This is a genomic window from Bdellovibrio sp. SBM16 (genome assembly GCF_056175625.1).
Genome location: NZ_JBJKJG010000008.1, coordinates 1 through 19,437, shown reverse-complemented (window position 1 = coordinate 19,437; position 19,437 = coordinate 1). Strand labels below are relative to the sequence as shown.

Genomic DNA, 19,437 nt, shown 5'->3' with positions numbered 1-19,437 from the left:
ACGATACGGCCAGACCTAAGGTCCAGCCGTTCGTTTTAAATTGATTCAATTCAATTTTACAAATATCGGTCGAAAGTAAGTTGCTGCAATCTTGCCTGAGGCAAGCTAGCCAAGGCTATGCTGCAACTAGCTTACGACGTCGAGCTTGGGAGGGGTCGATGTGATATTGTTTTACTTTACGATAAAGAGTCGCACGGCCGATACCTAATGCTTTTGCTGCTTCTGTTAAATTACCTTTATATTGGTAAATAGCAGCTTCGATAGCACGAGCTTCCATGTCTTCCATTTTCTGGACTTTTTCTGTTTGACCAGCTGACGTCGGGAAAGAAACTACGTTTCCGCCACCTTCATTGCTCACCGGTGTTAAACCTGCAGATAGAGCCGGAACACCATTAGTTAATTGTGTTCTGAAGAATGGATTATCCATCCCTTCTCTCCATTGCGGGCCCGAATAATTGAAAAAGCTAACGTCTTGACCTTCGCAAGATTTTTTCACTTTCTCAACGACTTCAGGATTCTCTGATACTATGTATACAAATGAACGAGCCATCTGGCCTCCTCTTTAATCGTCGGCGCCACACCTTGATGCTTTGCCATTAAAATAAAAACTTAAAGTGTCTGAATCTCGAGAGACTTTTTGTTTCTCAATGAATCAAACGACTCACAATGAATGTATCGGAATGAAATAAAAAACCTTTAGAGGCCAGTTGCAAAAAGATGACATTTTTTTCGTATAAACGAATATAACGCAGACTCGGCGCCTCAAAACTGAATTTTCTGGTCTAAAGACAGGCGTTAAAATTGATAGTAAACCGAAGTCCCTAAGTGATGAGACGACAAAATTGGAAGCACTTTCACCGAACTTAACTTTGGATTCTTCTGCAGACGTAAATCTTTCGCCACTTCGGCGTTTTCGTAGTAGCTTGCTCGCCCAAGCCAGATGCCGATGGCCGCTCCCGCGACTACATCAGAGAGACGTTTACTTTCTGTTCCAAGTTTAGAATAACCTACGAAAGCCGCTGCCGGATAGGCTAACAGCATCGCCGGCCAACCGTAGGCATAAGTTAAGCTGGTTGCACTCATAAATGCGACTGCTGTATGGGTCGAAGGAAACGGTTGATAATCCACATTCGCTCCCGGCCACCGTCCCATCAGCACGGCTTTAGAACCAAAAATAAAACCAGCCGTGTAAGCCAGGCCACGCAGGTGCGATTGGTAATTATAAACATCACCGTCAAACACCGCTTGTATACCAATCAGGCCCAGTGACAGCGCCCCGTTACCGAGCTGCTCCCCGAGCTTTTGCTCTTTAGCTTTTTTCTCACGTTCATCAGCAGCGGTGATTTCGTACTGTTTGTTGTAGCTGGCAGCCGTTAAGACAGCGCCGGTAAGTAAGATGTAAGAAGACTTTATCCCGCGGGCCCGGTCGACGACTGGATAAAAATGTTCATCCCCGAATTCGTGAAAACTTCCCTTTGCCAGCGCAAAGTGAGATAGAGCCAGAGTTGCCACAAATAAAAAACGGATCATGTTTTTATCATGATCCGTTTTAATTCGGTGTTCAAATACTATTAAAAATATCTGCCTTCGGCAGAGTAAAACCTAGCGGCGGCCAGATTTAATTTTTAACTGCAACTTAGAGATTAAGTGAACAGCCATTTTCTCTTGTACGCGGCACATTTTTAATTCGTCACGTTTATAAGAACGTTGTGACGGCGTTAAAGTGCCGGTCTCAAGTTCCATTTCGTAATCCATTTTAGATGCGCGGATACCTTCAAGCTCTTTGGTTTGTTGTTTAAAAAGCTTTTGAACGCCAGATAATGGAGCTACTTCGATCCACTCTTCTTTTTGACGGTACCAAGATACCATACGTAAAAAACGCGCTTTATTTTTAGCTAAAGTAAATTTAGGAAATTCATTTTCAGGTAAATCTAAAATGTTTTCTACCGCGTCGAAGTTAAAATCTTCATCTTCTTCAGATAATAGGTTAACGGCCGCAGAGTTATCTAAGGCGATATCGTCATCACCACCGAAACGGTCGTGAATTTTATCCTGCTCCATATCCATGTCATCAGCGTCATGGTCTTCGTCTTTTGCAATCTTAGCTACTGTAACTTCTTTGATTTCTTTTTCTAGCGCACCATCTAATACATTAAGTGCTGCCGGAGTTGATTCCGCATTTGACATAGTCTTCTTCCCCCAAGTCATTCATTCGTTCATTTTGTAAGCGCCTACCTTTATACCCTAATTCAAGCGATGTCGCAACATGTCAAATTACTGTAAAAAGATTATTAGGTGAAATTTATAGGGCTTTCACTCTATTTTTTGTTTTTTCATTCACCGCTAGTGACAGATTAAGGTTCCTAAGCATAGGTTCTTACCCAGCTTTCTAGAGTTTTCCAGGGGGGATAATGGTAAAACTTACAAACTTAATATTGTCTGTATGTGTGGTAGTTTCACCACTGTTTACTGCTGCCGGTGAATCAAAACTGGCGCAAGCCACATTTGAAATGCCTGTCGCTGAAGCGAGTCCTAACAAAGTCTTAACAACCGAACAGCTTTCACCAAAGACCAAACGTGTGGTCGTGTTCGTGCCTGGCTTTTTCAGTTCGTTTGCGCCCGAGTACTTCTCAAGTGACATCGTTGAATCAATGCAAAACAAAGGCTTCACCGTTGTAATCGCACAAAAGTTAAATCCAGTTGGCACGATCGAAGAAAACGGCGAACGTGTGCTTTATTTATTTCAAAGCATCCGTAAGCTGGCTCCAAACGCTGAAATCAGCGTGATCGGCCACAGCGCCGGCGGGCTTTATTCACTTTATGCCATCAACAAAGGGGCGCGCGACATTAAAGTCTTAGTCACCGTGAGCACACCATTTAACGGTGTCGAGTTTGTTGAAAACTGGCGCGAAAATTCTTGGTTGTTTAAAAGCTTAATGGACTGGGCCCATATCGATGGCCTACGCCAGTTAACAACCCCGTTTGTTCAACAGTTCATTAAATCTGTACGAGTTCCTTCACGCCTTAAAATTATCGCTTACGGCGGTTATCAACCGGTTAACTGGGATATCACCAACGCCGCCAATATGTCGGCGGTGTTAAGTGTAACTGATAAATTTATCACCGGAACGTCTGACGGCATCGTAAGTTACGAATCAGCACTGCATACAACGACAATTCCAACGACTGAAAAAACCCTTAACAAGGTTCGTTCAGACAGATCATCTGTCTTGACGCTGGAACACTGGGAACAGGTTTTAGACTACCGTCACTTTTATTTATTAGGTGTACGTAACCCAAAGCTTATCCGTGACCGCCAGGTAAAGTTCTATTCGAACGTTGGTTCGATGCTTTTACTTTTATAATGCTATAGTAGCGCACGTATTTTGGGGGTAATGAACTCCCGAAAGTTTTTAATCACCGGCGAATTTTCTTTATGCTCTGGCATCGCCCAGTAAATCGGAACCGCCGGTGTTTTGTATGACTCAAGCCCGATCGCCAGTCTTCCCTGCTGAATTTCATTCTTTACGAAAAAATCCGGAATAATACCAAACCCCTGCGAAGCCAACACGATGTTTTTCATCGACTCCATATTATTGATTGAAACACGCGGTTCGTTTTTTACAGTAAAGCTGTCTTTGCCGTTACTGAACTTCATCACGCTAAAACGGCTGAATTTAATGTAGGTGAGTTCTTCCAGATCCGCAGGCTTTTGCGGATAACCACGGCGCTGCCAGTAATCATGAGTTGCCACTAATGAGTTTGCCGACTCGCCGATTTTTTTCATTTTTAAGCGGCTGTCTTTCGGTGGGCCGATACGTAAAGCCAGATCAACTCCTTCGCGCACCAGATTTATGACCTCATCGGAATAATCGGCTTCGATTTCGACCAGCGGAAACGCCTGGGTAAATTCGATAAGCAGTGGGTTTAACACCGCAACCCCTAAATCAAGCGGAGCAGTTACACGGATGGTTCCTTGTGCACCCTTTTTGCTTTCTAACAGCTGATTTACTTTAACCTCAAAGTCGCTGAGGAGGTGGCGGCAATCGTGGTAGAATTTTTCCCCTTGATGTGTCAGGCTGAACTGACGGGTTGTTCTAAGAATCAACTGAACCCCCAGGTCTTTTTCTAACTGACTCACCGAGCGGGACACCGTGGACTTAGGAAGGCGCAGCATTCGTGCCGCCTGACTAAAGCTCTTGTATTCAATCACTTTGACGTAAATTTTAGCGAGATTCAGATCTAAGCCTAATTGTTCGGTCATATTGTTCCACCAATGGAACAATTATTTCCAATTATGAGGACTTTTGCAACACTGAAATTCAGGCGATACTGACTTTAAAGATTAACACTATTTGTTTAATAACAAGGAGAAGACCATGAACCATACACAGACACTTTTAATCGCCCTAGCTATCACCAGCTTAGGCTTTACAACCCAGGCTGCAGACAAAAAAGCTGCGGCCAAACCAGCAGCTGCTGCTGCCGCTTCAGAAGCCGGTAAATACGCTATTGATATCGCCCATTCTAAAGTCGGATTTGAAATCCCGCACTTAGTGATTTCGACCGTTGAAGGCCGGTTTAATAAGTTCGAAGGTGAAATTGCATTGGCTGAAAAGTTCACCGACTCAAAAGTAACGGCTAAGATCGATACTGCAACTATCGATACTTCTAACGGCGACCGCGACAACCACTTAAAAAGCGCGGATTTCTTTGATGCCGCAAAATACCCAAGCATGACTTTCACCAGCAAAAAAATCACTGGCAACAAAGATAAATTCAAAGTCGTCGGCGATTTAACCATCAAAGATAAAACCAAAGAGGTTACTTTAGACGGTAAATTTTTAGGTACGGTTAAAGATGCTTACGGCAATGATAAAGCCGCCTTCACTGCGACGACTAAAATCAACCGCCAAGATTTCGGTTTAAAATGGAGCAAAGCTGTTGAGGTAGGCCCAGTTGTCGGCGACGAAGTCACCATCACTTTAAAAGTACAAGCCGCAAAAGCAAAATAACCCTTCCCGACTGACTATTTGCCGAAAGGAGGTAACATGAGACAACCGGTTCTTTTTATTGGCCACGGTTCGCCGATGAATGCCTTAGCTAACAACGAATACGCGCGCACTCTAAATGAGATGGGAGAGCGTTTATTGCTAAACCGCCCAAAGGCCATCCTTATGGTTTCGGCCCACTGGGAAACCGATCATGGTACCTACTATACGGCAGATACCAATCCAAAACAGATCTATGATATGTACGGGTTTCCGGATGAACTGTATGAATTAAAGTACCGTCCCGCCGGTTACCCGCAGATGTTTGCTAACAAATTGCAGCTGGATATCAAACCTTCAGAAAATAGCTGGGGATTAGACCACGGAACCTGGTCGACTTTAGTTCACCTATTTCCGAAGGCTGATATTCCGGTGGTGCAGTTAAGTTTAGACCGCAGCAAATCCTTTATCGAACACTACCGCATGGCTGAAAAGCTTGCGTACTTACGGGACGAAAATATTCTGATTCTGGGTTCTGGCAACATCGTGCATAACCTACGAAACTTTGACTGGAAAGAAAAAGCGCCGACTATGCCCTGGGCAGCCGAGTTCGATTCATGGATTCATGCACAGGTGAGAAACCGCGACGATAAAGTTTTACTCGAACACTGGCATGAACATCCGCAGGCGCAGATGGCCGTGCCGACGCCGGAACACTTTTTACCACTGATCTACTGTTTAGGTGCAAGTTATGAAACCCGCACCAAAGCACCGGAATTATTCTTTAACGAAATACAAAACGGTTCGCTTTCGATGCGCTCGTACTTGTTTGAGTAAATCTAGCCAAACTATAACGAATTCAATTTGGTTAACAACTCATCATCGATCTTTGCGACCAGATCCATCGCCTTCATGTTGTGCTGGACCTGTTCTAATTTAGAGGCTCCGGTAATGACCGTGCTGACGTTTTTATTTTTTAAACACCACGCCAGCGCCAATTGGGCCGGATCGAAATTGTATTCTTTGGCTATATTAACAAATTTTTGCACTTTATTGGTTTTTTCAGAAGCTAAGGCTTCGTCTTTTAACCAACCTAAACTTTCTAAACTTAAACGTGAACCTTCAGGAACTTTACCGCCTAAGTATTTACCGGTTAACAATCCTGAAGCCAACGGCGACCAGGTTGTTAAACCCATGCCGTATTTGTCATACAGCGGGGCAAATTCTTTTTCTACGCGGTCACGCCATAACAGATTGTACTGGGGCTGTTCTACCACCGGTTTACGTAAACGGTATTTTTCGGCGATCTGGTAAGCCTGATCAATTTCAGCAGCACTCCACTCTGAGGTTCCCCAGTACAAGGCGTAACCGCGGTCGATCATATCATGCATCGCCCACACTGTTTCTTCAATCGGTGTATTTGGATCCGGACGGTGGCAATAGACTAGATCGACATAATCCAATTGCAGACGTTTCAACGATCCGGTAATCCCGTTTAATAAATATTTACGGTTTAATGTGTTACGTTCGTTCGGCCCATCTGTGATGCCCCAGTAAAATTTTGTCGAAACGATATATTTTAAACGTGGCCATTCTAATTTTTTTAACACTTCGCCCATGATGGTTTCAGATTTTCCGCCGGCATAGACTTCGGCGTTATCAAAAAAGTTTACCCCGTGGTCATAGGCAGCCGCCATACAGTTTGCGGCAAGTTTTGTATCGACCTGATTTGAAAATGTAACCCATGAACCAAAAGATAATGCCGATACTTTTAATCCGGCCTGACCTAAACGACGATATTCCATAAAAAATCTCCTCTGAATAAACGGATGCTAACTCTGTTCTCAATCAAATTCATCTTCTATTTTTGGAATATGATTAAACGCAATCCGCACTTTTGCCTGATCCGTCACATCAAGAAACTCTGCCGGTATTAACGTATTCGCCCCATATTTTTTATTTACCACATCCATAATGTGACCGAGCTTATTGGTTTTTGCTTCCGCAAACAGGCTTAGCTGTTCTTGACTGGCGTTGGTTAAACCTGTAACCCCCACCGAAACTTTTACCGGCCGCTCCGGACAGCCTTTGAGGGTAAGATTTTTAACCTGCTGCAAAATAAAAAATGTGTCATTGGTTTCAGAAAAACTGACCGACTTATCTAAACTATCAAGGCCATATTGATCACGCATGTAAACGTAAAGTGATTTGCATTTTTGATTGCCTTCGCGTAAACGCGCAGCCACTTTAGTTGCCAGCTTTAATAAAATCTCGCGCCCCCCCTGCGGGGTACGCAGCTGCGGCGGCAGCACATGTTCGTGCGACATTCCCTTCATGGCGTTTTCCACCCGCGGCACATCCCGTCCCGCCAGTTCTTCACCTAAGCGAAGCCCGACGATACCGCCCCACACAGCTTTGAGCTGATGCGGGTTCAACGAACGCAGCTGCCCCACGGTATGAAAACCTTTGGCGTTTAAATTACGCTTCATATTCGGTCCAATGCCGGGAATAATCTCAACCGGTAAATGATCAAACACCTGCCCGATTCTTTCCGCCGGCACCGAGACTAAACCATCAGGCTTTACTAAATCCGAAGCCATCTTCGCTAACAAAATATTCGGACCAAGTCCGATCGAGGTCGTTAAACACTCGCCCACCGTTGTCTGGATATGATGTTTGATTTTTTTTGCGATTTCTATGGCCGTTGCTTCGACCATCTCGCGGCCGATTAACTCGCAGGCCATTTCATCTATAGACAGAACTTTTTCGACCGGGCAGATCTCATTCACCGCTTTAACAATTTTATGGTGATATTCAGTGTATTTACGATGCCCCCCGGATACAAAAATAATTCCCGGGCACATTTTCTTCGCGTCACTTACTCGGGTTCCGGTTTTTACCCCTTTACGTTTAGCTTCAATACTGGCGGCGATCACACTGGTGCTGTCGGTAACCATCGGCACCACCGCCACCGGCTTACCGCGCAGCCTTGGGTTATCCTGCTGTTCGCAGGATGCAAAGAAGGAGTTTAAATCCACCAGAAGATATTTAATAAGACTTTGAGTTGTGCTCATCCTCCCTCTATATTTACATATAATTTACATATGTCAACCCATTATCTTGAACCTGGCCCAGCGATCGCAACTCTTAATTCAGCGAACAATAAAATCAGATTTAAAAAGGATATGCTTATGAAACACGGTATGAATGTGTTTAAGGTCTTTACAGCGGCCTTACTTTTGTCGGCGCAGGTCGCTTTTGCGCAAACAAATGTCACAAAAGACGAGATCAAAAAAAATGACGGCCTATGGGCAGAATTTTTAGATTCTATCCGCGGCTCTAAACTAAGTCAGAAAATCAATTTACCTTCGGTTGAACTCTTCCGCGGTATCGAACTTGGCGGCAAGTACAACTTCGTTTCAGATGCCTCGGTGGCGCAGAATTATTCAGGTATCGATATCTGGGAAATCAAAGCTGGCATCGATTCACGAATCTTTAACTACGATCTGCCGGTGCACATAGGCGCCAGCGCATCGAAAAAAATCACCTATATCCAGCAGTTTAAAACCCGTAAAGACTCATTATTGCGTATTCCCTACGACCCGATCACTAAGATCCCGCGCTCAGCCTCAGATTTTTTTCGCCGTGATAAAAATGCCCAGCATATTTTTAAATCCGGCGATTTTATCGGCTACCGCATCCCGCTGGTTTTCGAAGTCAGCGTAAACGTCGCCAGAACCCTGGCCGACACACTGCTGCCGATTAACGGCGGATACCGCTACTTCATCTCGGGAGAATTTGATATCCAGGTTTTCCGCATGAGCGAAAACTTTGTGCGCTTAAAAATCATCGCCGTGAACGACAAAAAACACGGCTGGTTCGGCGGCATTAAGATTTTCGCACAGGACCCGGTCACCTCATTAATTATCGAACGCCTGTTAGATGACAAGATCTTTTCGGGTTCAACGACAAACCGTAAAACCGACCTATATATCGGCGATTACGTTTTAAATCTGGCGTCAGCTGATGCCCGTGATCTTTATGATTCTATCGTTGCCGGAAAAATGAAGATCTTAAACATTGATCTTTTACGTGATTATATCTCTAAAACCCAGTTCATAAAGGATCGTAAAGAATTTAATAAAGACCTTTTCGCGGATTTGTCGCAATTTAATGAAGTCGCGGCCGAAGATAAAAACAAACCGCTTGATAAACGTCGTGTAATCAAAATTATTAATGCAGAAAATCACACTGAAGCCGACGAAAACACAAGTACTTTTAACCTTATCCGTTTACTTAAGTATACACGCAATAAAAATGCCGCCGAAGCTGAGATTGCCGTTGTTGGTGACAAAGCCACAGATAAGGACCATTACTACTTACAATCGAGCGGTAAAAACTCGAAGTTCAGTTTATTTTCGAACTGGAAAAAAGAAAAACGCACCCAGTTAAATCTACTGTTCAAAGCTGATGCTACCGGTAATAAAACTGAAGTTGTTGCTGTGCACTTTGCCAAATCACGTGAACACTACGGCTTACGTCAGAGTAAGTATTTAGAGTTTTACGAATCAACTGGCCAGCATATGCCACAGGAAATTAAAAACGCCGTACCGTTTCCTCATGTTGGCGGCAAAATCCGCGATAAATACCACAACGCGTATTTAAACTACGAGTTATTCGTAACCAAGCAGATTTTTGAACTTAATCAAAATTTACCGCGCGAAGTGATCGAACAGCGCTTAACCCGCTTGTTAAGCACGATCCATTCATTGAACGGTAAAGTAGATGAAGATGAAAAAAATGAGATCGTGACAAAATTAACAGATCTTTTCAGCACGCGGGTAACTTTAAATCAAAAATTCAGTATTTTTGACCAGTTAAACATGGAAAACGACCTGTTCTCTGATTTTGGCCTAGCCATCATGATGAATATTATCAACCCCGAATCAATCTCTCAGTGTGTACTGGTTCAGTTTTCTTACTCGGGCCACGAAATGGGTTCGGCGGTGTTAAAATACCCGTCTGAACAGAGCTTTACCCGTGTAAATCTGTTTAGAAATATCATTGAACAAAACAATTACATCCTGGATCGCTCATACAATTTAAGAAACTTCTTAAAAGAAGACGGCAAACCGTACTCTTTAGATGAATTAATCCTGAAAAATGATGTTCTAAGCAGTTCTAACCGCTAATTCAGATAAATCCGTCGGGGCAGTTTGGCGCAACGAAGCGCCCAAATATCCCCGTCGGTTTAATCATTAATACCCAGAACGCCGCTCATACTGGCACTAAGCCTGCAATCCACCCCACATCTCAATCATGTAAGTCAATAAAGAGGGGTATTTATGATTAAAAATGATCTGATCGCATTTTCACAGACACGCTGGGGCTTCGTCTATCAACGCACGCAGCAGTTGCTTTCCCGTTATGCCAAACACCGACGCGTATTCTTCATCGAAGAACCTATCTTTACGGAGACCAACCAAATCAGCTACCGCAAAGTGTTTGCCGAAAACAGTATCGAAGTTATAAAACCGGTTCTGCCGAATGATCTGACCGACCAAGGGGTGAACGAGGCGTTAAAGCGCGTCGTCGACGACCTGATCGAAGATGAATTCATCATTAACTTTTCAGTGTGGTATGACACGCCGAAGGCCATTGATTTTACACGTCATCTCTCGCCGATCAGCACGATCTTTGACGTGATCAACGAATCAAGCCCCGAAAAACCATCCGAGCTTTCAGTGCTTGAAATCGAACTGCTTGAAAAGGCTGATTTAGTTTTTGCGGCCAATGAAAACTTATTTTCACACCGTAAGAACAATCACCACAACATTCATAACTTTCCCAACAGCATTGACTTAAATCACTTTCGCCAGGCCCGTCAGGTGAGCGAACCGCTGGATCAAAAAAAAATCTCGGGACCTAAATTAGGTTTTTGCGGCGAAATCAGTGAACACTTAAATTTTGATTTATTAACAGATCTTGCCGACTACCGGCCGAGCTGGAATTTCATCATGGTAGGACCGATGATCGGAAACTGCTATAACGATCTGCCCCGCCGACCGAATATCTATTTCTTCGGCAAAAAAGATTATAAATACTTACCTAACTATTTTGCCGGCTGGGATGTAACAATCGCGCCTTACAAAGAAGGTAAAAACAGACATACCACCTCGCAAATGTATGAGTACTTAGCCACCGGCCGTCCGGTTGTAGCAACACCGCACGAGGTGCTAAAAGAAAAATATGAACCACTCGGCTTAGTCAAGACAGCCGCAACTTCGACCTGTTTTTTAGCGGCCTGTGAAGAAGCTATGCAAAAAAAGCAGAATCACGAGTGGCTGCAAAAAGTTGACACCTACTTAGACAGTAAATCCTGGGATCAGACCTTTGATGCCATGAAATCACTTGAGATCAAAACCCTGATGAGCTCTCTACCCTACAAGCGCAATAAGTTTTCGCAGGAGTCGATGATGCGCGTGTAATAATTGGCACGCGTGACGGTCATTCAAGAATCCGCGTCATGGTTAAATACAATGGCGCAGTAATATCGACAAATTTGTACAATTGATTGTTCTGGGTCACAAATACGATACGTGACTCTGCTGTTTCGGCGATAAAAATATTTCCTGAACGGTCGACCACCACCCCGAACGCTCCATCTAAACCGTTGACGATAACTTCCGGTGTATCAGATACCGTTGGCCCCAGGCGGATCACACGCGAGCCAGAATCAGTTCCCTCTGAAACATAAACGCGCCCTAAGGTATCTTTAGTCATGCTGATCGGCTTTTGTACAGTAAACTCGGGCTCACGGGTTAATCCCCACTGCACCAGGTTTAGATTAAAAAAACCAACTACCGGCTGGTCACCTACAGCGAAAGTAAAGGCCGATGCAGCATTGGCAAAAGTAGCCAAGATCGATGCATCAGAAATTTTACGGATTCGGTTCGCCCCTTCTTCAGAAACAAAGACCTCGCCTTTTGAATCGACAGCTACAGCTGTTGGCAATGACAATCCGGTGGCCATTACCGTCTGGGTTTTAGTAGCCACATCATAGCGCAATAAGCGCGATGCCCCCTGTTCGACAACATAGAGATTTCCTTTACCGTCGGTGGCCAGTCCCTGCGGATCATTTAGTCCGGAGACAAACTCGGTCTGAGTGCCATCGCGGTTAATCTGCCAGATGCGACCGGTCCCGTCACCGACAGTGGCATAGATCGGAAAGTCTTCAGGATAAGTCTGCTGCAGACGTAAGAGCTCTGCTGGGCGCTTACCGCAGCTTAAAGAAAATAAAAATAGAATCGCAAGAATTATGTTTCTCAGAAACTGACTCCTACGCCGAGTAACGGATACGAATCAGTTTGCACAATTGGATCTGACAATGCGGTATCATCTTGCTTTTTGATGTTTTGCACACGGTAAGTGTATTTTAGATTGAAGAAATAACGTTTGCCAAAATTTATGCGACCACCGAAACCGACATAATAACCATCACCGGTTTCTTTTTCATAGGTGCGGTCATTGTACACGCGGGTGACGTCAATTAAATAACCAACATCAACATACATGGCTTTGTAAGTGGCTTCTAACTTTAAACCTAACCCGGTATCTTTCTGAAAATCACCGTGCTGATCCAGCTGATAAAATAAACCGTAACCCCAGAATGGCTTATGCACCCCGAATTCAAACTGGGTCAGTAGCGTACTGCCTTCGGGGCCGTTACCAGCCTGCTTGGTCGAAGTAGCCAGCGGAATAAAACTAAGAGACGTACGGTAAACGCGTTTTGCCTGAGCCATCACCGACAGCGAAACAAAAAAACTTAAAACTAAAATGCAGATGTTAAATTTTGTTTTCATCATCGTTGGGTCCTAAAAACTTTGGCTCCGGAAATTGTCAAATTAGCGCTGCCGTCTTGCGATTTAACGACGTAAGTATAAAACTTGTACGGGCTTAATCCCGTCACCGTTACACTGTGAAAAGTAGACAGGGTCGAATCCAGCGTTGAATTCGTATCCGTGTTACCAATGCCGTACCCAACCTGGGTTGTCGCAGGTTCATTGGTCAACCATTGAATGGTTGCTGAATTTTGTGTGATATTAACAACCTGAACTGATGTCACAACCGGACTTGCCTGATCTAAACCAGTCGGAACCTCACCGTTATCATTTAGCGGTGATTCGGGATTATCCGGCACGGCACAGATCTGACTGTAGAACGAACCAGATAATGACAACTCTGGTCCGGCACGGGTTACTCCGTAAGTCCGCTCTGATGATGGACCCTGGCCGTAGGCTGAAGCAAGGCTTCCGGCCACAGAAATATTTAAATTACCCTGCGCAATTAATTCTTTAACCACGCTGGCGCCGAAGATACCCACCAGATTTAAAGTCACTGCGGTATCCGTGTTCGTCGCGGGCACCGAACTTACAAAACTTGTCCAGGCATTCACGGCAGCTGTGGTCTCTACCCAGCTTTCAACCGCTGCCGTTGCCTGACTTTTATCAAAGCCGGCTTCGGCCACACCAAGTCCGTTAACAACTAAAGCAGCGGCTCCGCTGGCCTGCCTCTTGACCCTAACAGCAATTGTCGCTGACGAAATCGTGATAAAATCGAGCGAGCTTACGCGTGGAAGTTTCGGATCAAAGTAAAATTCAACCGAACGAAATGTGGTCTGACTGGTGGTCCAGGATGTATTCGGCGCCACCACGGTGCCGGTAAATGCGGCCTGCGCGATACTGTTGCCATCGTTATGGATATACACATTGGTAAATGGATAGTTCGGAGAATTCGAGCATGACAGCGGGGTTTTTGAAATCGTGATACCTTCCATAACCAGCAGCGCCTGATAAATCGGCGAATCATCTCCGGTCACAACCCGCACCACACCGTCAGAGACTATCCCCACCGGATTTAAACTGGTCGGCGCAAGCAGATCTTCAAGATCCAGGTCGAAGGTATTTCTGGTCTGTTGTTTGTAGTGAGTTAACGACCAATCCATGTAATAGGTGTTCGCTGGGCTTGACGCTGCAATAGCGCCGTTACACGCCTGCTGCACACACACGTAGTGCCTGTGGGTGATCATCGGGCTTGTGCCAACCATACTGCCCGGTACACGGCCGGTAAAAACGCCGTCGACAAAAATCCCTTCGGTATCCGAGTTATCACGGGATGTATCAATTAATAAATGGGCGGTATTTAATTTGTAGTTGTTCGGCGGATAAGTGTACGTAAATTTAAACGGCGTTTGTGTATCTGAAAAATTTTCGCCGATCTGCTGGCGCGCCCGCGAAGGTGGGGCAAACGGAAGTTCGGCATTTGACCATTCTGGAATATTTGAAGTGGCCTGCACCACAGTAGTGACGTTGTAAATTTGCCCGAGATCGCTCCCGTCGGTGCGGGTTCCGCCATCGACAATCGTCTCACCTAATGACGACGCGCCATTAAGATCAAGTTTTTGCCCCTGACAACTGATAAACAAAAAAGAAAAGATAGTGATACGCACTAAATTCCATTTAAAATGCATAGCTACTTATCGGTTTTTTTATACTTGAGCTTAACTTTATTGTCTCAGTTTAAGACGCGGTAAATGTTGAATATTGCTGGATTATCAACAAAACACCAACAAAATAGGAGCTTATTTATAGCGTAAAAAACAAAAACCCCGATATTTCTATCGGGGTTTTTTAAATTTTAAGATTCTCAATTTTTAAATTTGGAGCGGGAGACGGTCTAGGTCTAAGTACCCGATATCTCTCGCTTCCGCTCCTTAAAGTAGCTAAAAGTAGCAACTAATCAGCAGATTTCAACCTGACGACTTGGCCCTCCAATTTTGGGATCTTAAAGGACAACTTATCAGTGCCTCCTTTTAGTTCAACCCCAGCTTTTCGCAAGTAACCATTCGTAGTTTTAAGTTCGTTGTGTCCAACTATCGCCATAACCCTTGCTAAGGATTCACCCTTTGCTAACAAGTTCGTTATAAACGTTGCTCGCAAGTCATGAAACTTAACTGGAGTTATAAAGCTTCAAGCCTCGCTTGTTCTTGCGATTTAACAACGACTAACTTCCAATCGCGATGCTTTTTCTTTAAAACATATTTGATAAGTTTCTTTTTTTGTTCTTCAAACTGTTTTGTAAGTTCTGCCTCAGATAAAGTGGCGACAATCGGCCTAATTTCTATAGGCTTAACTTCTACCTGCGTTTCTTTAGGTTCAGGCTTTGAATAAAAATACTCAGCTACGACACTTGCGCCTATTAAAGCCAGTAACCCGATAGCTATTTTAACTATCCACCACTCAATATAAAACAACGGCTCGAAAAATATCCTCCATGCTAAATTTGAATTAGTGTCATAGCCGTTCTGTATGGTCATAAGACCAAGTAAGTTCATCAGGACGATAAACCCGCCCAATGCTAATAAGAACTTTTGCAGTCCTTTATCCATTACTCTTCCTTTCCGCCCTAAAGACGTAAAAACGTTTGTTTTGCTGGAAGTAGATAAGTGAAGCCCAATGAAAAATAAAAACTTACAGAGAACGCGATAAGGCGTTGTCTGCGGCATTGAGCTATAGTGATTTAGTATTTAATAGTAGAAACAAGAACAGTAGTGACATCCATTTTAATAAAACGCTCTTGTTATTTCAAGAAATGTTTTACTTTGAAGTCTATTTCCAGAATCCGGACGTCATAACAAATTTAACGAGCCATTAAGTCGATTATATATAATCAAAATTTAAAGAATAAAATGATTATAATTTTTCAGTTAATTGATAGGTATAGACATTTCACGAGATAATAAGGGCTCATCTGATAAATATCCCAATTACAATTTATAGAATCCTAAATAGATCGACTGATTTTTCCTAAATCAGTCGAAATTTGAGTTTCTTGTTAACGATTGTGGCTTGTGGCCACAATGTTCGATCCTTGTTCGCGAGCTAAAAACAAAAAGCCACTTTTCAGTGGCTTTCGATAAATCATTTAATCATGTAGCTAGTGTTATTGGCCCAATTGAAAATAGTATTAACGAGATTGTCCAGCTGAGCCACTTGGAATCACGTTTGGTTTTACTTTTGATGATCCGCTTAAAAAGCCTTTTGGATTAGACAAAGCAGTACATTCCGGATGCTTGCTGTAGCTTTTGGCTTCATAAAAGTTTGCAGTTTTGCAGCTATGAACCGTTTCGATACTCATGTCATACATAGTATCACCAAACGATGATTTCAGCTGAGGCTGCCCAGCTTTTGTTTGTATAACTTGAGCAGTGCTGTACACCCCAGTACTATCTAAATACTCTAGTAATGTACCCTCATTACTTTCTTTGATTCCTATCGGTATAAGGCTTGGCTCTAGTTGTCTTAGCTTAGTATTAGTCGGGGTTAAAATTAGTTTTATAGCAGAAAGCTTAGGAGCTTGTCCACTTTCACAAGCTTTAGCGGCGTCTGAAAGAACATCGTTGTTGGATGCTCCAATAGACTTTAAGTCGCTAAATGATTTTTTGGTTTTTTTGAATGTCTTATTCTGTTCTTCGCATTCGTCATCCATCTTTTTTTGATCTAAAAAAGCTTTATTCATATTTTCATTATTATCGCAAAAATTCTGATCTTTATTGTATTTTATTGTGAATTTTAAAAAATCCTCAGCTTTGTCTTTTGTCACGCCTAGTAATAAAATATTCTGGTCATCATTGTTTCGCGTAATTTGATTGATCAGACTCTCAGTACTTGTAAAATTTAAACTTTTTTGAAACCCCGCCACCTCAGAATCTGTCTTGTGTGCATTTAAATATTTTAAAAGCGCCAACTTTTCTCCGCTGTATATTTCACTGAAATAGCCATCTCGACACATAACTAAATAAAAATCGCGACAGTTTGGCTCATTGGTTCTACGTTCCGCATCAGTGCAAGGAATTGCCATCGGCTTCATTGCAAGTGAGCCGCTAATACACTCATCAGAAGGATTTGTTTTTTTTACACAATTTGCAGAGGGGCTACCACCCTGAGAATTTCCAACTGTGTTCGTTCCTGTATTTTGATTATAAAACTGCTTTAGAGCATCGAGCTTAGAAGTAATGTTCTTACAGCCGTCTTTAGATTTTGAAATCGTATCGGCTTGGCAGTTTTTAGCTATGAGAGAATTTGCTGTTTCAGTAAATTTTGTGTAATCTTCTATGCTAATTCGTATATCTTGTGATTCTATTAAACAGCGATCTGATATAGACGATATAGGGACTCTATCAATACAAGCTGAACCAAAAATTGCACCGCATTTAAACGAATTCGGTTGATTCGGGCACTCATTGTTTCTGGTAGAACACTTATCAGCGATTAGGGGTTGTTCAACACCACCAATTAAACAAGTCTTGTTTGCATCGGCATATGCTATAGATGTCATCAATAAAAAATAGATATTTTTATTTTCTGAAATATCTAAATTTTTTAAATTAATTTTTTCAAAATCTGCGGTTAATTTTCTGACATTGTTTATATATGCTTTTCTTTCTATGCTGTTAAGTTTTTTATACGAGCTATAACTAATGAAAAGCGAGGACGCGCTCGCTAAATGTAAATTTAAAAATAGCGCACCTAAAAATATAAAAAAACCGCTGTGACTCATTTTGTAATAGTATCTTAAGTAAGCTTTATTCACTATGGTCTTTTGTATAGAATTCAAATCTCACTAAGGCTGAAAACGTATATATGACAATTGGCTTCTTGATTTTAAGGGACCCCTGATTTTTCCTGAAATCAGGGGTATGGGTCACCCGATGCTTTGCCTTAAAAAGTACTGAGTTTTAGCCTAAACGGCTTTATAGGCTATTAACCCCCAGCTCTGGGGGTTAGCTATTAAGCTAAAAGGATTTGGTTGATGACCATGTGTTCATCTTGGAATAGTCTTTTTTAATATGAAAAAAATTATTCTGACACTTGTTACTGTCATTTGTAGCCTTCAAACACAGGCTAGGACGACTTGTACTCCACAAGGACCGTATAAGCAGAACACATACTCATTTCTAAAGGATGAGCCCACTTCTGATCGCTACGTAAAAGATAATAAATTAGCTTTCCAGACTGGATATACCCATAAGAATATCTGGAACAATCAAGTTTTTGAAAATAAAATAGATCTATATTTTAGCTTATCAGGAAAATGCCTCGAAAAAGATTACAACACGGGGGACTGCAAACAGGTCGGTCAATACCACGAATTAGAAGCTTTAGTAACTGATGCTCAAGCAATTAAAGCAGTTTGGATTCCAATACATTTGGATGAATATATATTAGAAAAGTTTGTATCTGATCCTATAAACGCATCCGTTCACGTCGAGTTCAGACATTTCCGCGACCGCTCAAGATTAAAATACATCGATTTGAATTTGATGATTTTTGGCGCTTACTATAATCGTAGTGAATATTCAGTAACTACTTGTCGTGAAAATTGAAATTGTCCAAAATCACTTCAATCTTAGTCAGACTTTAGATTAATCTTAACAAAAAAAAAGACCGCCTCGAAAGAAGCGGTCTTTTTCGTTTGTCTTATATAACAACAGTAGAATTAGCCTTCTGTTGGGAATTGCACTGAAGCACTTACTAATTGTTCTTCTTCTAACTTTTGTTTCTCTAAAAGCTTTTGCTGTTCAATCATTTCATCACGTTTCATAGCTAGTTTTTCTTGATGAACAGAGCCATGAGAACATTTTGCGATGATCGCTATATTTCGATAAGTCATGCCAGCTTTTAATAGCTTTCTAATTAGGTCTGAATCTCTTAGCTTCTTGCGACCAATTAACTTTCCTTTCGCTCTGGCATTAGCTAATCCGTTCTTTACACGCTCTGCGATTAAATCACGTTCCAAAGCTGCAATAGCTGAAATAATCACGAACATAGCTTTCCCAATCGGAGAACTTGTATCAATTTTTTCAGTTAGAGAAACAAAGTTAGTATTTACCTTTTTCATTTCTTCAAGGCCATTCAACATATGCGTTGTAGACCTAGCAAATCGTGAAAACGAATAGACCACTACGCAATCAACTTCATTATCCCTTACTGCTTTCATCATACGATCTAAAGCTGGGCGTGATGATTTAGTGCCGCTAATTCCCTCGTCAGCGAATAGCTCGAAATCAGTTATATTATTTAGTCTACAATACTCGTTTAAAGCTCTTACTTGTGACTCAAGACCTGTTGTTTGATCTTGAGTACTTACACGAGCATATAGACATACTTTTCTTTTATTCATTTCTTATCCTTTTTATTAATTCAGAATAAGTGGATGAGTAGTTTTAAGAGCTTCTGAGAGTTTAGTTTTTAAATCTTTTTGCTTCTTGGGGGAACATTTCAATAGGCTTCCAATCAATCTTTAGAATTTGATTTCTAGCCGTAGTGAGTGTGACCTGCTCCCCTTAAACCGCGCCATGTGATAAGTTCTAATGGTGCTAAGAAAG

At 42.4% G+C, this 19,437-nt stretch carries 19 protein-coding genes; 6 read left to right on the top strand and 13 right to left on the bottom strand.

The window, feature by feature from the left end:
• Nucleotides 1–115 precede the first annotated feature (115 nt).
• The 3 genes from AC04MM_RS09515 to AC04MM_RS09505 all read right to left on the bottom strand — a co-directional run bounded on the left by AC04MM_RS09515 (nt 116) and on the right by AC04MM_RS09505 (nt 2,187).
• A complete protein-coding gene (locus AC04MM_RS09515) occupies nt 116–550 on the bottom strand; it encodes a helix-turn-helix domain-containing protein (protein ID WP_475380117.1) in 435 nt (144 codons plus the stop codon).
• Nucleotides 551–795: 245 nt separating this feature from the next.
• On the bottom strand, nt 796–1,530 hold the full coding sequence (locus AC04MM_RS09510; protein ID WP_475380116.1) for a phosphatase PAP2 family protein: 735 nt from the start codon (nt 1,528–1,530) through the stop codon (nt 796–798).
• Between the two features lie 72 nt (nt 1,531–1,602).
• Nucleotides 1,603–2,187: a hypothetical protein gene (locus tag AC04MM_RS09505; RefSeq protein ID WP_475380115.1), complete on the bottom strand. Its 585-nt coding sequence runs from the start codon at nt 2,185–2,187 to the stop codon at nt 1,603–1,605.
• A 224-nt stretch (nt 2,188–2,411) separates the two neighbouring features.
• Here AC04MM_RS09505 and AC04MM_RS09500 point away from each other — a divergent pair, with 224 nt between their 5' ends.
• Nucleotides 2,412–3,365: an esterase/lipase family protein gene (locus AC04MM_RS09500; RefSeq protein ID WP_475380114.1), complete on the top strand. Its 954-nt coding sequence runs from the start codon at nt 2,412–2,414 to the stop codon at nt 3,363–3,365.
• A 2-nt stretch (nt 3,366–3,367) separates the two neighbouring features.
• Here the strand turns inward: AC04MM_RS09500 and AC04MM_RS09495 are convergent, their stop codons facing one another.
• On the bottom strand, nt 3,368–4,264 hold the full coding sequence (locus AC04MM_RS09495; RefSeq protein WP_475380113.1) for a LysR family transcriptional regulator: 897 nt from the start codon (nt 4,262–4,264) through the stop codon (nt 3,368–3,370).
• A gap of 115 nt (nt 4,265–4,379) precedes the next feature.
• On the opposite strand from AC04MM_RS09495, the gene AC04MM_RS09490 reads away from it, so the two are divergent.
• Nucleotides 4,380–5,015 carry a YceI family protein gene (locus AC04MM_RS09490; protein ID WP_475380112.1) on the top strand — a complete coding sequence of 212 codons (636 nt, stop codon included), beginning with the start codon at nt 4,380–4,382 and terminating at the stop codon, nt 5,013–5,015.
• Nucleotides 5,016–5,051: 36 nt separating this feature from the next.
• Nucleotides 5,052–5,828, top strand: coding sequence for a 4,5-DOPA-extradiol-dioxygenase (gene ygiD / locus AC04MM_RS09485; RefSeq protein WP_475380111.1), 777 nt, complete (start codon nt 5,052–5,054; stop codon nt 5,826–5,828).
• An 11-nt stretch (nt 5,829–5,839) separates the two neighbouring features.
• Here ygiD and AC04MM_RS09480 read toward each other — a convergent pair whose 3' ends face one another.
• Nucleotides 5,840–6,796 (bottom strand): potassium channel beta subunit family protein, encoded by a 957-nt coding sequence (locus tag AC04MM_RS09480; RefSeq protein WP_475380110.1) that lies wholly within the window; start codon nt 6,794–6,796, stop codon nt 5,840–5,842.
• Nucleotides 6,797–6,835: 39 nt separating this feature from the next.
• Nucleotides 6,836–8,065, bottom strand: coding sequence for a DNA polymerase Y family protein (locus AC04MM_RS09475; RefSeq protein WP_475380109.1), 1,230 nt, complete (start codon nt 8,063–8,065; stop codon nt 6,836–6,838).
• A gap of 30 nt (nt 8,066–8,095) precedes the next feature.
• Between AC04MM_RS09475 and AC04MM_RS09470 the strand changes: the two genes are divergently transcribed.
• Both AC04MM_RS09470 and AC04MM_RS09465 read left to right on the top strand, forming a co-directional pair.
• Nucleotides 8,096–10,183 carry a hypothetical protein gene (locus tag AC04MM_RS09470; RefSeq protein ID WP_475380108.1) on the top strand — a complete coding sequence of 696 codons (2,088 nt, stop codon included), beginning with the start codon at nt 8,096–8,098 and terminating at the stop codon, nt 10,181–10,183.
• Between the two features lie 153 nt (nt 10,184–10,336).
• Entirely contained in the window at nt 10,337–11,479 is a 1,143-nt protein-coding gene (locus AC04MM_RS09465) for a glycosyltransferase family protein (RefSeq protein ID WP_475380107.1), read from the top strand.
• Between the two features lie 19 nt (nt 11,480–11,498).
• Here the strand turns inward: AC04MM_RS09465 and AC04MM_RS09460 are convergent, their stop codons facing one another.
• From AC04MM_RS09460 to AC04MM_RS09435, 6 genes are all read right to left on the bottom strand, one after another.
• A complete protein-coding gene (locus tag AC04MM_RS09460) occupies nt 11,499–12,047 on the bottom strand; it encodes an NHL repeat-containing protein (protein ID WP_475380106.1) in 549 nt (182 codons plus the stop codon).
• Nucleotides 12,048–12,316: 269 nt separating this feature from the next.
• On the bottom strand, nt 12,317–12,856 hold the full coding sequence (locus tag AC04MM_RS09455) for a hypothetical protein (protein ID WP_475380105.1): 540 nt from the start codon (nt 12,854–12,856) through the stop codon (nt 12,317–12,319).
• The gene (locus AC04MM_RS09450) at nt 12,853–14,520 is read right to left on the bottom strand and encodes a fibronectin type III domain-containing protein (protein ID WP_475380104.1); all 1,668 of its coding nucleotides are present in this window, start codon (nt 14,518–14,520) and stop codon (nt 12,853–12,855) included. The genes AC04MM_RS09455 and AC04MM_RS09450 overlap by 4 nt, the downstream gene beginning before the upstream one ends.
• Before the next feature lie 265 nt (nt 14,521–14,785).
• Entirely contained in the window at nt 14,786–15,013 is a 228-nt protein-coding gene (locus AC04MM_RS09445; protein WP_475380301.1) for a tyrosine-type recombinase/integrase, read from the bottom strand.
• A complete protein-coding gene (locus AC04MM_RS09440; RefSeq protein ID WP_475380103.1) occupies nt 15,010–15,438 on the bottom strand; it encodes a hypothetical protein in 429 nt (142 codons plus the stop codon). The genes AC04MM_RS09445 and AC04MM_RS09440 overlap by 4 nt, the downstream gene beginning before the upstream one ends.
• 578 nt (nt 15,439–16,016) lie before the next feature.
• Nucleotides 16,017–17,642, bottom strand: coding sequence for a hypothetical protein (locus AC04MM_RS09435; RefSeq protein ID WP_475380102.1), 1,626 nt, complete (start codon nt 17,640–17,642; stop codon nt 16,017–16,019).
• A 256-nt stretch (nt 17,643–17,898) separates the two neighbouring features.
• On the opposite strand from AC04MM_RS09435, the gene AC04MM_RS09430 reads away from it, so the two are divergent.
• The gene (locus AC04MM_RS09430) at nt 17,899–18,435 is read left to right on the top strand and encodes a hypothetical protein (protein ID WP_475380101.1); all 537 of its coding nucleotides are present in this window, start codon (nt 17,899–17,901) and stop codon (nt 18,433–18,435) included.
• A 113-nt stretch (nt 18,436–18,548) separates the two neighbouring features.
• Here AC04MM_RS09430 and AC04MM_RS09425 read toward each other — a convergent pair whose 3' ends face one another.
• On the bottom strand, nt 18,549–19,232 hold the full coding sequence (locus tag AC04MM_RS09425; RefSeq protein WP_475380100.1) for a recombinase family protein: 684 nt from the start codon (nt 19,230–19,232) through the stop codon (nt 18,549–18,551).
• Nucleotides 19,233–19,437 lie beyond the last annotated feature (205 nt).

What these genes read in the sequence shown, in the direction of transcription:
- AC04MM_RS09515 (WP_475380117.1), bottom strand. Translation starts at nt 550, where the DNA reads ATGGCTCGTTCATTTGTATACATAGTATCAGAGAATCCTGAAGTCGTT.
- AC04MM_RS09510 (WP_475380116.1), bottom strand. Translation starts at nt 1,530, where the DNA reads ATGATCCGTTTTTTATTTGTGGCAACTCTGGCTCTATCTCACTTTGCG.
- AC04MM_RS09505 (WP_475380115.1), bottom strand. Translation starts at nt 2,187, where the DNA reads ATGTCAAATGCGGAATCAACTCCGGCAGCACTTAATGTATTAGATGGT.
- AC04MM_RS09500 (WP_475380114.1), top strand. Translation starts at nt 2,412, where the DNA reads ATGGTAAAACTTACAAACTTAATATTGTCTGTATGTGTGGTAGTTTCA.
- AC04MM_RS09495 (WP_475380113.1), bottom strand. Translation starts at nt 4,264, where the DNA reads ATGACCGAACAATTAGGCTTAGATCTGAATCTCGCTAAAATTTACGTC.
- AC04MM_RS09490 (WP_475380112.1), top strand. Translation starts at nt 4,380, where the DNA reads ATGAACCATACACAGACACTTTTAATCGCCCTAGCTATCACCAGCTTA.
- ygiD (WP_475380111.1), top strand. Translation starts at nt 5,052, where the DNA reads ATGAGACAACCGGTTCTTTTTATTGGCCACGGTTCGCCGATGAATGCC.
- AC04MM_RS09480 (WP_475380110.1), bottom strand. Translation starts at nt 6,796, where the DNA reads ATGGAATATCGTCGTTTAGGTCAGGCCGGATTAAAAGTATCGGCATTA.
- AC04MM_RS09475 (WP_475380109.1), bottom strand. Translation starts at nt 8,065, where the DNA reads ATGAGCACAACTCAAAGTCTTATTAAATATCTTCTGGTGGATTTAAAC.
- AC04MM_RS09470 (WP_475380108.1), top strand. Translation starts at nt 8,096, where the DNA reads ATGTCAACCCATTATCTTGAACCTGGCCCAGCGATCGCAACTCTTAAT.
- AC04MM_RS09465 (WP_475380107.1), top strand. Translation starts at nt 10,337, where the DNA reads ATGATTAAAAATGATCTGATCGCATTTTCACAGACACGCTGGGGCTTC.
- AC04MM_RS09455 (WP_475380105.1), bottom strand. Translation starts at nt 12,856, where the DNA reads ATGATGAAAACAAAATTTAACATCTGCATTTTAGTTTTAAGTTTTTTT.
- AC04MM_RS09450 (WP_475380104.1), bottom strand. Translation starts at nt 14,520, where the DNA reads ATGCATTTTAAATGGAATTTAGTGCGTATCACTATCTTTTCTTTTTTG.
- AC04MM_RS09440 (WP_475380103.1), bottom strand. Translation starts at nt 15,438, where the DNA reads ATGGATAAAGGACTGCAAAAGTTCTTATTAGCATTGGGCGGGTTTATC.
- AC04MM_RS09430 (WP_475380101.1), top strand. Translation starts at nt 17,899, where the DNA reads ATGAAAAAAATTATTCTGACACTTGTTACTGTCATTTGTAGCCTTCAA.
- AC04MM_RS09425 (WP_475380100.1), bottom strand. Translation starts at nt 19,232, where the DNA reads ATGAATAAAAGAAAAGTATGTCTATATGCTCGTGTAAGTACTCAAGAT.